Here is a 12,202-nt window from a genome sequence, read left to right on the forward strand (position 1 = left end):
TTTTAAGATTCTAGAGAGGCATTTCTTAGTGTCTCTAAAGCTTCATCATAATCCTTAATCCCTTTAAGGTCATTCATAGTATCATTCTCTATTATTTCTGTAAACATTCTTTTTCTTATTATCTTTTGACCTTCATTTCCAACTTGAAGCTTAACATGCTGAAAATAAGGATTTTCTGAATAGTCATATCCAAAATTTATAATTCTATCAACATATGTCTTAAAGTATTTGGATGCCATACTTTTATCACCATTTTCGTAGTACAATCTACTTAAACTATATAATGATGACCCCATTCCTATTTGAAAACTTTCTTGTATACTATTTAAAGTCATTAAAAACCTTTCTGCTTCTTTATATTTTTTATCTTCTTTATATCTTCTTGCTAATATTGACATCATAGCACCGCTCTGATTTAAGTATTGAAGTAGCATGCTTTCTGCAGTTATAAATAGTTCTTCCCCTCTCCCCTGTTTTTCTAAAATGGACACATATAATACCATAGGATCTATGAAAGAATTTGAAATTTCCTTTATAGCTTTTTCACTTTCCTCAAAGTTTTCTAGCATCATTTCTATATTTGCTATAGCAAATAGCGCTGATGTTCTATATTTGGGTTCATTGATATCAACAACTTTATATAGTAATTCTAGAGAATGTTTCAGCCTCCCCTTAGATATATTTTCATCTTTTGCATCTATCATACCATACATTTGAATTAACGTAGCTATGCAAAGTTTTAAATATGATGAATTGGGATATTCTTTCAAGTATCTTCTGCATTCTTTATCTGCTTTATCATATCCTTTGTGCAAAAAAATATTTGTAAGTTGTTCTTTTATTTCATTGACTTCTTTTTCTGAAATTTCTTTTTGAAACGATAATAATATATCTAGTGATGTATCTAAAGCCCTTGCTATAGGTGATAGTAGCGAAATATCTGGAGTAGAGTTTCCGGTATCACATAGTTAAAGATATTGGTGTCATTCAATCAATTTTGCCGATAAAGCGGTAGAAGATTTCTACCTCCTGTTCCCGGCTTCCGTCCTCGCCCTTGACCGCTTCATGGACAAGGATTTTTTCAATCAGCGTATTCAAAAGTTCGGCGGTCAGTTCCGTGGGATTGACATACTGTTTCATCAGCGCAATCCAGCTTTCCGCGTCTGCTACGGTCTGGCTCTCGGCAGCGATAGCGGCTTGAAGCTGTCCGATTTTTTCGTCCAGTTGCGCCTGCTCCGTCTGATATTTCCCGGACAGCATATTGAAGTTGTACTCCGTGATACGCCCAGCCACCCAGTCCTCATACATGCGGGAAAACAGCTTGTCCACCTCGGCTTTCCGCTTCTCCGTCCGCTTCAATTCTGCGGCCTGCCGTTTCCTTGCGGCGGCCTGTTCCTTGTCGCTGGCGTTCAGCAGACGCTTCATCAGTTCCCCCTCGCCGTTCTGCACCAGTCCAGACCAGTATTGCAGACGGGAGAGGACATAGGCGTAAAGCACATCATAGCGGATATAGTGCATGGAGCATTGGCGTGTGCCCTGCCCGTACTTACTGCAATGGTAATGGCCGTAGGGCTTACTGTTCTGCCGGTTCTCCCCATAGGACAGCGACCAGCCGCAATCCGCACATTTTACCAGCCCAGAGAAAATCTGTGTCGTACCGTCCTTGCACTTCCTGCGGCGGCTTGCTATCTGCTCCTGCACCTGATTGAAAACCTGCTCGCTGATAATCGGCTCCTGCGTGTTCTCCACCCGCACCCAATCGCTTTGGGGCTTGCGTATTCTCCGCTTGTTCTTAAAGGAGATGTTTGTTTCCCGGTAGTGGACGGTATGGCCGATGTAGGTTTCATCTTTCAAAATGCTTTTGACCTGCGCTATCGTCCATGCGTAGCTTTTTTCCTCCGGCGCATTCGCATAGATATTGGCGAAAGTTTTGTCCCGCCGGAAGTTGATATATCCCGGTGTGGGTACTTTTTCCTCAATCAATATCCGTGTGATACTGGCCGCACCTCTGCCGTGGACGGCAAGGTCAAAAATCTTCTCCACTATCCAGCGGGTTTCCTCGTCGATTATCAGCTTGTTTTTGATTTCCGGGTGTTTTCTGTACCCGATGGGAGCATAGGCGCCGATACGCTGTCCTGTGGCAAACTTCGCTTTGAAAGCGGCCTTTACCTTGCGGCTTGTATCTTTCGCAAACCATTCATTGAACAGGTTTTTGAACGGGACGAAATCGGACAGTCCTTTTTCGGTGTCCTCGTTTTCTGCAATGGCGATGTAGCGCACACGCTTCTCCGGGAACAGAAATTCCAGATAGTAGTCCATCATCACGTGTTCCCTACCAAATCTGGATAGGTCTTTCGTAACAATACAATTCACTTTCCCTGCGTCCACATCGTCCATCATGCGCTGAAAATTCGGACGCTCGAAATTCGTCCCACTCCAGCCGTCGTCCACATACTCGCCGACCACATGAAGCCCATGTTCTTTTGCGTACTGTTGCAGGATTGTCCGCTGTGTTTCAATGCTCACGCTGTCGCCGTAGCTTTCATCGTCACGGCTTAAACGCAGATAAAGAGCCGTGTTGTAAATGGTAGTATTGTAAGGTTGTTTCACCGTAAAAAATCCTCCTTTTCAAAGAAACAACCCACGCTTACAATACTTTTGCTCTGGGGCAATTATACCATAAGCGTGGGCGTATATCAACGCTGGGCCGTCAGGCGGAAATGGCTTTTTCCGCCGTATGCCGGACTACATCAACGATCAGATCGCCAAGCGGCTGTCCAGCGGCGGCGAAGTGTTCGGAGATTTTGATACGGTTGTTCCCACATACAAAATACTGCGTTCCGTTCTCTGCCGTAATGACCTGCCCGGTGCGGGGTGTGAAAATCATGTCGCTTTCGCTTTTTACCATCCAGTGTCCTCCATATTATAAAAATTTGTGATGTAATCAGAATATCTGCCCATAGCGTTTACCTCTCTCTTGTGTGCCGCTGCTGCCGTTTCAGTTCCGCCAGTATATCCGGCGGGATACGGTCAACCAGCCGCTGTAAATTGTCCAGTTCGCTTTTCAGCTTTGCCCGTTCCATCGTATCTTTCATCTTGCCTTTTTCACTGGCCTTTGCCCTTGCTTCCAACTTCTCATTCTCCGCCAACAGGTCATTGATTGTGACCTTGTACTTTTTCAACTGCCCGGAGAAGTTCTCCATCTGCGGGAACCACTTTTTCAGCATGGAGAGGGCTTCCTCTTTTTTCTTTCCGGCGTTCAGCGGGTTAATGCCGTCAAGGGCGGCTTCAATGGCTCTGGCCTGTTTGGAGAGGGAAACCGCCTGTTTGAAAAGCCGGGTGGGGATATGCTTCCGGCCTGTCTTGCTGGCGCTCTCCCCACGCTCCAAGTCGGGATATTTCTCCACCATATAGGCGTGAAAATCGTCCTGCCACTTCGTCAGGTTCGCCCGGTTGCCGATAATCTCCTTTGCACACAGGCGGTTGTCCTTTGTCAGCGGAACAAAGGTCAAATGCAGGTGGGGCGTTTTCTCGTCCATGTGTACCACCGCCGACACGATATTTTCCCGCCCTACCCGGCCAATGAGGAAAGCCGCCGCCCTCTGGAAGAACGCCTGTATCTCCTTTGGGGATTTCCCCTTGAAAAACTCCGGGCTGGCAGTTATCAGCGTATCGACAAACCGTGTGCTGTCTTTCCTTGTCCGGCATCCGGCCTGCTCGATACGGCTCTGAATGAAGTGGTAATAGCGTCCCTCCGGCTTGACGATATGGAAGTTGTATTTACTCCGGCTTATGTCAATGTCGGGATTGCTGGCGTATTGTTCTTTCTGTCTTTCGTGATGGGCTTCCAGCGGCCTTGCCGGGTTGCCCTTGTGCTTCTCAAACCGCAAAATTGCGTGTTGTGCCATTCTGCTCCTTTCCCCATTCCTTTCCTATCCGGGGTTTTCCGCAGGGAAAATCCCGCCGGAATTATCTCTGATACGATAGGAATGGAATGGATATAAATAAATCATTTTAATCTTTGTATTTCTATATACCGTCCGGTTTTCGTACTTCAGGGGGGCGGTTTCCGTACTTCATGGGTACGGTTTTCAGCCCTCCGGCGTACCAGAACGGGATTTCTTGAAGTCGGCGTTTGGAACCGCTTCATAGGATTTTGGGAAAATGCGGTTGGGTTTTCCACAGCCCTGCTTCTGGATTTCCATCAGTCCGGCGTATTGCAGTTCCCGCAGTGTGTTCACCGCTTTCTGCCGCCCACAGTGGAGTAGGTCAACCACCTCGCAGATGGGGTAATACAGGAAAATCCGTCCGCAGTCATCCGCCCACCCATTCTTGCGGGATAACTCTGTCCGGCGCAGGATAAAGGCGTACAGAACCTTTGCCTCGTTGGACAGGGGCTTGAATGTGGGGGCTTCAAAGAGAAAATTGGGGAGCCGGGTGAAGCTGAACGCCCTTTCCGGCTGATGGATATAGATGGTATTTGTCATAGTTCGTTTTGTGGACGGTTAGAGGCCCGTTTTCCGGGGCGGACGATACTTTATACCACTCGCCCCGGTTTGAGGCTTGCAAAGCCTGATAAATCAAGGCTTTTTTCGCTCCTAACTGTCCACAGCAGACCTCCTTTTCCGTTCACTTTCTGTTTTCTGCCGCCTGTAAACTCTGGCGGCACAGCCGGGGCAGTATTTTGCCCGGTTGGATTTGGGGACGAACACGCCGCCGCAGACCGCACAGCGTTTCAAGTCCTTATCCCGGAAAATCTCCGCTTCCAGCGTTCCGTCCAGCGGCAAGACCGCCCAGCGGAACCACTTACAGCAGACCGAGAAAGAAATCGTCTGCGGGCAGGTGCAGGTATCCCCATCGTCAAGGACAATGCAGTTACCGTCCTCAAAGCAACAGCACTCCCGGCGTATCAGGCTGGCCGCCTGTTTCCTCTGCGCCGGTGTCATGCGGTAAAGGGAACCGTCCGGCCTGCGTTCCAGCGGCGGCAAGTCTTTATAGGGGTTATCTCTCATGCGTTCCCTCCATTTTGCTTTCCGTTGCCGTTCTCCCCGAAAAGTTTTCCTGCCTCGTCGTCGCAAGCTGCGTATCGTTCGTTTCACCGCAAGCGGCAAAACTCACTCGCTCCGCTGCTCCTCCTCTCCCCACAAAGCCATGCGGCTTTGCGGGGGCCCCGACAATAGCGGCGTGTTCCGGCGTTGGCACGCTCCCCGCAGCTTCGGGACATTTTGTCCCGAAGTCCGGCTCCTTGCTGTGCTTCTCCAGCCGGGGTATTCCTTTTCGGACGGTCATTCTGTTTTCAAGGTGCTGTCCATCGATGAACTACCCTAAGTCTACACCTAAATGGCCGCCCGTCCCGTATATCCGAAATGTAGGAAATCCGCCTGAAAATTCCCCTATTTCCGCGCTCTCGGAATTGTGTTACAATATAAATAAGAAAAGAGAAAGCGAGTTTAACTGATGGATATAATCAAAATGTCGAACAAACACATTGATGAATGTGTGGATTTATTTATTGATGTGTTCACAAAAGCTCCATGGCATGATACATATAGTTCCAGAAAACAGGTAGTGAGTTTTTTCCAAAATTACATGACAAACAATTATTTTGTGGGCTATGTTTTGAAAGAAGAAAGCAGTATTATTGCTCTGAGCATAGGAATGAAAAAACCGTGGATTAACGGTATGGAATATTATATCGACCAGTTTTGTGTAAAGACTGACTTGCAAGGGAAAGGGATTGGAAGTTATTTTTTGAAATTGATTGAAAATGAGATACAGACAGAAAAAATGAACGCAATCATTTTGAATACTGAACGAGGTTTTCCGGCCGAAAAATTTTATAAGAAAAACGGCTTCCAATCAGTTGATGAACTTATTACTCTCACAAAATAAATATCGGCCGCTTAAGCGGATGAGGAGGAGAGCATGGAACTATCCATACAAGAACGATTGAAAGACCTGCGTGTGGAGCGTGGGCTGACGCTGGAGCAGCTTGCGGAGAAGACCCATCTCTCCAAGTCCGCTTTAGGCAGTTACGAGGGGGACAATCTCAAGGACATCAGCCACTATGCCCTTATTGAGTTAGCAAAGTTTTACGAAGTGACTGTTGATTATCTGCTGGGCCGGTCTGAAACGAAAAATCACCCAAATGCCGATCTCGCAGACCTGCATTTGAGCGATGATATGATTGAACTATTGAAAAGCGGACTGGTGGACAATTCTCTCTTGTGCGAACTGGCGACCCATCCGGATTTTCCCCGGCTCATGGCCGACCTTGAAATCTATGTGAACGGCGTAGCGGCAAAGCAGGTGCAGAGCGCAAACGCCATTTTGGACGCTGTGAGTGCAACGATTATGAAACAGCACAATCCCGGCTTGACCGACCCGCAGTTAAGACAGCTTATCGCCGCCCACATTGACGACGACAGCTTTTGCCGCTATGTGATACAGCAGGATATAAACAAGATAGCCCTCGACCTGCGGGAAGCCCATAAGGACGATTTTTTCAGCGTCCCGGAGGACAACCCACTGGAAGATTTCTTGCAGACCGCAGAGGAAACCACCAGAGAGGACAGCGACCCGGAGCAGGCGGCTATGGCATTTATCTGTAAGCGGCTCAAGTTAAACTATGGGAAACTGTCAGAGGAAGAAAAGAAGTGGTTGAAAAAGATTGCACAGAAATCGGATTTGCTGAAAAATCCAAAGCCCCAGCGGGGAAGAAAGTAGGAGAACAGAAAATCAAGATTTGGAGTGGTGAACTATGAAACTATTTGATTGGGGTGGGAGAGAATAAAGACATACTTCTTTGATGAACCGGACTATAAAATTTAAGGAGAGCAAGGAAGTATGAACACAATAAAGTTAAGACCAATCATTACCGTTGAAGAAAAAAACACATTTGTAAGTGAAATACAAGAGGCTTTTCAAATTTCTTATGTGTCAGAGTTTGGAGAATTTGAAAAGCAAGTTCTTCCTGCGGAAGATATAGAAGAATCTTTTAACGCAAAAGGCGCTGAAGCATATATCGCAGAAATTGACGGAGAAAGAATCGGCGGAGCGGTCATTGTTATAGATGATAAGACCGGCTACAACTCACTTCACCTTTTGTATGTGAAATCAAGCGCACAAAATGCTGGAAACGGATTTAAGATATGGAAAGCGATTGAAGAACTACATCCTGAAACAAAAATTTGGGAGACGCATACCCCATATTACGATAAGCGAAACATTCATTTTTATGTAAATCGTTGTGGTTTTAAGATTGTAGAATTTTTTAATCCGAAGCACAAAGACCCACACCAAATAGGTGAAACCGCAGGCAACATTCCAAAAGAGAACAATTATTTCTTTAGATTTGAAAAAGAAATGAAATCCAGATAGTAATTTATCGGAGAGATAGCAAAGCCAGCCGAGCCAGTCAACGGTCAAGATGAACGGCGCATTTCATTCGCCGCCGTTGACAGTCCCGCCCGTCTTTGCTAAAGGGCAATCAAGGCGGGAAAGCCCTAAAATGGTTTCACACCTATTTCAATAATTGGAGGAGATAAAAATGAGATCAGAAAAGGAAGTTTATGATATTGTTTTGAATTTTGCAAAAACAGATAAACGCATTCGCATGGTTACTTTGGAAGGATCTAGAACAAATACAAATATTCCGCCTGATGATTTTCAGGATTTTGATATTACTTTTTTTGTTACGGATATGGACAGCTTCACAAGTGATGATAAATGGCTAGATATATTTGGTGAAAGGTTGATTCTGCAAAAGCCGGAAGATATGGAATTATTTCCAGCTGTAGAAAAGGGATTTTCATATTTAATGCTGTTTACTGATGATGTTAAGATAGATTTAACTTTGCTGCCGCTGGAACTGATAGACGAGTATTTTACATGGGATAAACTGGTAAAGTTACTGTTGGATAAAGACAACCGTATCGTAAAGCCGCCAATACCAACGGATATAGACTACCACTTGCAGAAGCCTACTCAAAGAATGTTTGACGATTGCTGTAATGAATTTTGGAATACTACAACATATGTAGTAAAGGGCTTATGCCGCAAAGAAATTCTTTTTGCTATTGACCATATGAATGATATAGTACGAAAAGAATTGCTTCGCATGATTTCCTGGCTGATTGGTATCAAACAGGGATTTCATTTCAGTTTGGGAAAAAACTATAAATTTATGAAGCAATATGTCCCAGAGGAATTGTGGGAACGACTTATGTCCACTTATAATATGGATTCCTATCCCCATATGTGGGAATCCTTTGAACAATGTATGGCATTGTTCCGGGAGGTTTCGTCAGAAGTGGCATGCCAGTTGGATTACCAGTATCCACTATATGATGAAAAAATCAGTAATTATGTGATTCGGCAAAAGAAAAAATATGGCATTGAATATGATAACAAATAAAATTTTTTCAATCGAAAAAATTTATTTTGATTATTCAATTTTGAAAAACTGAATACCTCAAAATCAGAAAGAGCGCGGACAAGCACTTTGAGGGATTGGCCGCCTTGTCCACCCATTCAGTGGGACGGCGGGTGGCGGTCAAGGCCGGGTGTAAACCCGTTCATTTCAGCCTTGACGGTTACCCGCTGTCCTGTTACTTTTCCGGGAGTGTAGCCACAACTTCGGGACACTTTGTCCACAAGTCAGAGCGTAGGACGAAGAACGGGGGCGTTCATATACGCCCTGTCTGCTGGCGAAAACAGACCTGCGCTTGCGGCTCCACGCCACACAAGCACAGCCCTGTTTTCCTGCCGCTTCAAATGCCCTTGCCCTCCCCGGCGGCAACGGCATTTTCACGGCAACGCCGACAGAGCGTATAACACACTACACTTTGCTTCGCAAAGTCGTGTGCCAAATGGGGGCGTTGCCCCCTTTGGAAACCCCCACAAGAAAAGGCGGTACGCTACCCCTCCACGGGGCGCATACCGCCTTTTCTTGTTATCCAGCCCTCCGGCTGTATCGGTTGAGCAAAAGTCAGCGTGGGATTGGTGTGGTATCTTTATCTAAGCGATACCCCTGTTTCCCATTTGCTTACTGCCCCAGCAGATACCCCTACCATATTTGCAAGCTGTTCCTGAGTTATATTTTTATCTTTTCTAAGCGTTAAAATTGTTTTTCCTATATTTAAATCATTCATATCTGCTAAGATCTCCCCACTCTTTAAATTTACTCTTTATCTTGGTTATATTTTATCTTCTATCATGTAATTAAACAATGGAGAGCAATTCACGTGGAAGTCACGATATATTGAATACTATTCCATATATAATATATAGTAATTTAATTGTTTTAGTAGATAATTTTCCTACATTCATAATTTTCTTTTTTATAATAAAGTTCACTTAGATTATCACTTTCAAAAACTTCTCAAATAACAGAATTCGTGAATGATTCAGCATATTCAACATGTCCACCAGGAAATGTTACTCCAGACCAGTTTATATTAAGTCTATTTTGTATAAGTATTTTTTCTTTGTCATATACCATGCACATATTAGTGAAAATTGCATTTTCGTTTCTGCTCATAGTAATCTCCCTCATAATCTAAATAATCCTTTAAAGTTCATATAAAAAAAACAGTAAAAAATATATCTTTGTACTGGTTTTAGCAAATCTATTTTAACAAATTCCAGTTTGTTTCTCTAAAGAATATATAAATAATCTTTAGATACCCATAATATAAAAAATTAGGACAAATTAAATGCTTATTGGCATCTATTTGTCCTAACTTTTGTGGAGCGGATGATGGGAATCGAACCCACGTAGCTAGCTTGGGAAGCTAGAGCTCTGCCATTGAGCTACACCCGCATAATATGTATGTGGAGCTATCGACCGGACTCGAACCGGTGACCTGTTCATTACGAGTGAACTGCTCTACCAACTGAGCCACGATAGCACATAAGGCTATATTATAAATAATAATACATTTTATACTAATTATAAAACTCAATATAAGCTCAAAATATCTTTAATTTGCCTTATTTTCTCAATTTGCTGAATATATCTTATATTATCTAACTTTCTCTTTTAATTATGACTTTTAAATCTCTTTTTTAAACTTTGACTTTCTTTGACTTTTGTTGTACTATAATAGTGTACTAAGAAATAAGTACTTACACTAAATCATATAAAATTTATTTTAAAGGAGGAGTTATATATGTTTGATTTAGTACCTTTTAGAAAAAATAATGGATTAAGAAGACGTGACTCATTTGAGGGAATGCTAGACTCATTCTTTAACGATGACTTCTTTAATGGCTTCCCTACCTTTAGCAAAGGATTTAACGTTGATTTACGTGAAACAGACAGCCAATATATAATAGAGGCTGATCTTCCAGGTGTAAACAAAGATTCTTTGAACATTTATTATGAAAACAACTATTTGACTATCTCTGCAAAAAGAGAGGATGTTCTTGAAGATAATTCTTCTGGATTTATAAGACGTGAAAGATCCTATGGAGAATTTAGTAGGGCATTCTATGTAGATAATATAGATGAAAATAGTATAGATGCTTCTTTTAATAATGGAGTTTTAAATATTACTATGAATAAGCTAAGTAAGGTTAATCCAAATAGAAGATCTATAGATATCCACTAGTTACTCTCAATTACTTAAAAGGCATCAGAATAAATATTCTGATGCCTTTTATATATTATTAATAAACTATTGATGTATTGTATCAAGATTACCAAACTTACTGTATTGTCCAAGCCATGCAAGCTTAACTGTTCCTACTGGACCGTTTCTTTGCTTAGCTATTATGCATTCTCCTATATTTTTATCTTCAGTTTCCTTATTGTAGTATTCATCTCTATATAAGAACATAACTACGTCTGCGTCCTGTTCTATAGAGCCTGATTCTCTAAGGTCTGAAAGCATAGGTCTATGGTCAGCTCTCTGTTCAGGAGCACGAGATAGCTGTGATAAGGCCACAACTGGACATTGCATTTCTTTTGCCAATGCTTTTATAGATCTAGATATTTCTGATACCTCCTGCTGTCTGCTCTCTCCACCGGTACCAGACATAAGCTGAAGATAGTCTATCATTATCATATCTATTCCGTGTTCTATCTTTATTCTTCTACACTTTGACCTCATCTCCATTACATTTACACCAGCAGTATCATCTATGTATATTTTTGATGCTGCTAAAGGTCCTGATGCTCTAGCTATATTCTCCCAGTCCTCATCATCTAAATTACCAGTTCTAAGCTTTAGCATATCTACATTTGCCTCAGCACAAAGAAGCTTATATGCAAGCTGCTCCTTAGACATTTCCAATGAAAATATAACTACACTTTTCCCAGATTTAAGCGCAGCATGTTGTGCTATATTTAATGCAAAGGTTGTCTTTCCCATAGATGGTCTTGCAGCTATAAGTACCATATCTCCCCTTTGAAATCCAGATGTTTTATCATCTAAATCTCTAAATCCTGTAGGTACTCCCGTTACTTCTCCTTTATTGTTGAACAATCTTTCTATTTCTAAAAAGCCTCTTTCAAGTACAGCACTTATAGATTCGAAGTCGCTGCTTGAACGCTTTTCTGCTATATCAAAAACTTTTTTCTGTGCAAAATCTACCACATTTTCAACTTGATCTTGACCACTATAACTCTTCTCTATTATTTCGTTAGACGCCTTTATAAGTCTTCTGAGCATAGCTTTTTCATCAACTATCTTTATGTATGAATTTAGGTTTGCTATAGATGGAACAGAGTTACTTATTTCTGTTATATAACTTATCCCACCTGCACCTTCAAGTTTATCTATAGATTTTAAATGTTCAATCAAAGTTATCATATCTATTGGAATATCTTTTTGAAATAAATCCATTATTCCTGCAAATATGATTTTATGAGAGTCTCTATAAAAATCATCTGTTTTTAATACTTCAGTAACCTGTGCTATTGCAGTTTTGTCTATAATCATAGAACCTAATACTGACTGTTCCGCCTCTAAATTGTGCGGTAAACTTCTCATTACAGGTGAATCCATAGCTCCCTTCTCCCTTCAAATTTGTTTATCTTACAGTTAGCCGTTGTAACACTCCCTTATCATACTAGACTGAAGCTAACAGTGTCCACGCCTAGATAATGACTTTAGCCTTCAGATGTAGTTAAAATTCCACCTAAAGCTAATAAATACAACTTTAAACTCTTCATTAAAAACCATAAGACTCTTATAGA

The 12,202-nt window shown here is 42.3% G+C and carries 13 protein-coding genes, 2 tRNA genes and 1 pseudogene; 5 read left to right on the forward strand and 11 right to left on the reverse strand.

All coding sequences use genetic code 11. The features are described from left to right. Window positions 1–2: 2 nt before the first annotated feature. The 6 genes from KQH81_RS17300 to KQH81_RS17325 all read right to left on the reverse strand — a co-directional run bounded on the left by KQH81_RS17300 (window position 3) and on the right by KQH81_RS17325 (window position 5,012). Window positions 3–815: a tetratricopeptide repeat protein gene (locus KQH81_RS17300; RefSeq protein ID WP_230028575.1), complete on the reverse strand. Its 813-nt coding sequence runs from the start codon at window positions 813–815 to the stop codon at window positions 3–5. 172 nt (window positions 816–987) lie between these two features. Further along, window positions 988–2,610 (reverse strand): recombinase family protein, encoded by a 1,623-nt coding sequence (locus KQH81_RS17305; protein WP_230028577.1) that lies wholly within the window; start codon window positions 2,608–2,610, stop codon window positions 988–990. Window positions 2,611–2,710: 100 nt separating this feature from the next. After that, complete coding sequence (locus KQH81_RS17310; protein ID WP_079547265.1) at window positions 2,711–2,908, reverse strand: hypothetical protein; 198 nt, start codon at window positions 2,906–2,908, stop codon at window positions 2,711–2,713. Between the two features lie 58 nt (window positions 2,909–2,966). Further along, window positions 2,967–3,908: a MobV family relaxase gene (gene mobV, locus KQH81_RS17315; protein ID WP_230028579.1), complete on the reverse strand. Its 942-nt coding sequence runs from the start codon at window positions 3,906–3,908 to the stop codon at window positions 2,967–2,969. A 183-nt stretch (window positions 3,909–4,091) separates the two neighbouring features. Then, window positions 4,092–4,487, reverse strand: coding sequence for a replication initiator protein A (locus KQH81_RS17320; RefSeq protein WP_230028581.1), 396 nt, complete (start codon window positions 4,485–4,487; stop codon window positions 4,092–4,094). 111 nt (window positions 4,488–4,598) lie between these two features. Beyond that, window positions 4,599–5,012, reverse strand: coding sequence for a cysteine-rich VLP domain-containing protein (locus tag KQH81_RS17325; RefSeq protein WP_230028583.1), 414 nt, complete (start codon window positions 5,010–5,012; stop codon window positions 4,599–4,601). A gap of 445 nt (window positions 5,013–5,457) precedes the next feature. On the opposite strand from KQH81_RS17325, the gene KQH81_RS17330 reads away from it, so the two are divergent. From KQH81_RS17330 to ant(6), 4 genes are all read left to right on the forward strand, one after another. Then, on the forward strand, window positions 5,458–5,892 hold the full coding sequence (locus tag KQH81_RS17330; RefSeq protein WP_230028585.1) for a GNAT family N-acetyltransferase: 435 nt from the start codon (window positions 5,458–5,460) through the stop codon (window positions 5,890–5,892). 33 nt (window positions 5,893–5,925) lie between these two features. Then, the gene (locus KQH81_RS17335) at window positions 5,926–6,726 is read left to right on the forward strand and encodes a helix-turn-helix domain-containing protein (protein WP_230028587.1); all 801 of its coding nucleotides are present in this window, start codon (window positions 5,926–5,928) and stop codon (window positions 6,724–6,726) included. A gap of 120 nt (window positions 6,727–6,846) precedes the next feature. Continuing rightward, window positions 6,847–7,380 carry a GNAT family N-acetyltransferase gene (locus KQH81_RS17340; protein WP_079547272.1) on the forward strand — a complete coding sequence of 178 codons (534 nt, stop codon included), beginning with the start codon at window positions 6,847–6,849 and terminating at the stop codon, window positions 7,378–7,380. A gap of 169 nt (window positions 7,381–7,549) precedes the next feature. Continuing rightward, window positions 7,550–8,416: an aminoglycoside 6-adenylyltransferase gene (gene ant(6) / locus KQH81_RS17345; protein ID WP_079547273.1), complete on the forward strand. Its 867-nt coding sequence runs from the start codon at window positions 7,550–7,552 to the stop codon at window positions 8,414–8,416. 607 nt (window positions 8,417–9,023) lie between these two features. Here ant(6) and KQH81_RS17350 read toward each other — a convergent pair. The 4 genes and pseudogenes from KQH81_RS17350 to KQH81_RS17365 all read right to left on the reverse strand — a co-directional run. Next, a pseudogene (locus KQH81_RS17350) lies at window positions 9,024–9,152 on the reverse strand (helix-turn-helix domain-containing protein); the annotation flags it as partial. Window positions 9,153–9,382: 230 nt separating this feature from the next. Further along, window positions 9,383–9,541, reverse strand: coding sequence for an NUDIX hydrolase (locus KQH81_RS17355; protein WP_035771047.1), 159 nt, complete (start codon window positions 9,539–9,541; stop codon window positions 9,383–9,385). Window positions 9,542–9,749: 208 nt separating this feature from the next. Continuing rightward, window positions 9,750–9,823, reverse strand: a tRNA-Gly gene (locus tag KQH81_RS17360). 12 nt (window positions 9,824–9,835) lie between these two features. After that, a tRNA-Thr gene (locus KQH81_RS17365) sits at window positions 9,836–9,911 on the reverse strand. A 261-nt stretch (window positions 9,912–10,172) separates the two neighbouring features. Here KQH81_RS17365 and hsp18 point away from each other — a divergent pair. Further along, entirely contained in the window at window positions 10,173–10,613 is a 441-nt protein-coding gene (hsp18, locus tag KQH81_RS17370; RefSeq protein WP_027639448.1) for a heat shock protein Hsp18, read from the forward strand. A 66-nt stretch (window positions 10,614–10,679) separates the two neighbouring features. On the opposite strand, the gene KQH81_RS17375 is transcribed toward hsp18, so the two are convergent. Beyond that, window positions 10,680–12,011 carry a replicative DNA helicase gene (locus tag KQH81_RS17375; RefSeq protein ID WP_027639447.1) on the reverse strand — a complete coding sequence of 444 codons (1,332 nt, stop codon included), beginning with the start codon at window positions 12,009–12,011 and terminating at the stop codon, window positions 10,680–10,682. Window positions 12,012–12,202 lie beyond the last annotated feature (191 nt).

The sequence above is a fragment of the Clostridium cadaveris genome, from assembly GCF_020911725.1.
Lineage (GTDB): Bacteria > Bacillota > Clostridia > Clostridiales > Clostridiaceae > Clostridium_X > Clostridium_X cadaveris.

Bases quoted from the DNA above. Each gene is read 5' to 3' on its own strand.
- KQH81_RS17320 (WP_230028581.1), bottom strand. From the start codon at position 4,487: ATGACAAATACCATCTATATCCATCAGCCGGAAAGGGCGTTCAGCTTC.
- hsp18 (WP_027639448.1), top strand. From the start codon at position 10,173: ATGTTTGATTTAGTACCTTTTAGAAAAAATAATGGATTAAGAAGACGT.
- KQH81_RS17355 (WP_035771047.1), bottom strand. From the start codon at position 9,541: ATGAGCAGAAACGAAAATGCAATTTTCACTAATATGTGCATGGTATAT.
- KQH81_RS17335 (WP_230028587.1), top strand. From the start codon at position 5,926: ATGGAACTATCCATACAAGAACGATTGAAAGACCTGCGTGTGGAGCGT.
- KQH81_RS17330 (WP_230028585.1), top strand. From the start codon at position 5,458: ATGGATATAATCAAAATGTCGAACAAACACATTGATGAATGTGTGGAT.
- mobV (WP_230028579.1), bottom strand. From the start codon at position 3,908: ATGGCACAACACGCAATTTTGCGGTTTGAGAAGCACAAGGGCAACCCG.
- KQH81_RS17375 (WP_027639447.1), bottom strand. From the start codon at position 12,011: ATGGATTCACCTGTAATGAGAAGTTTACCGCACAATTTAGAGGCGGAA.
- KQH81_RS17340 (WP_079547272.1), top strand. From the start codon at position 6,847: ATGAACACAATAAAGTTAAGACCAATCATTACCGTTGAAGAAAAAAAC.
- KQH81_RS17325 (WP_230028583.1), bottom strand. From the start codon at position 5,012: ATGAGAGATAACCCCTATAAAGACTTGCCGCCGCTGGAACGCAGGCCG.
- KQH81_RS17310 (WP_079547265.1), bottom strand. From the start codon at position 2,908: ATGGTAAAAAGCGAAAGCGACATGATTTTCACACCCCGCACCGGGCAG.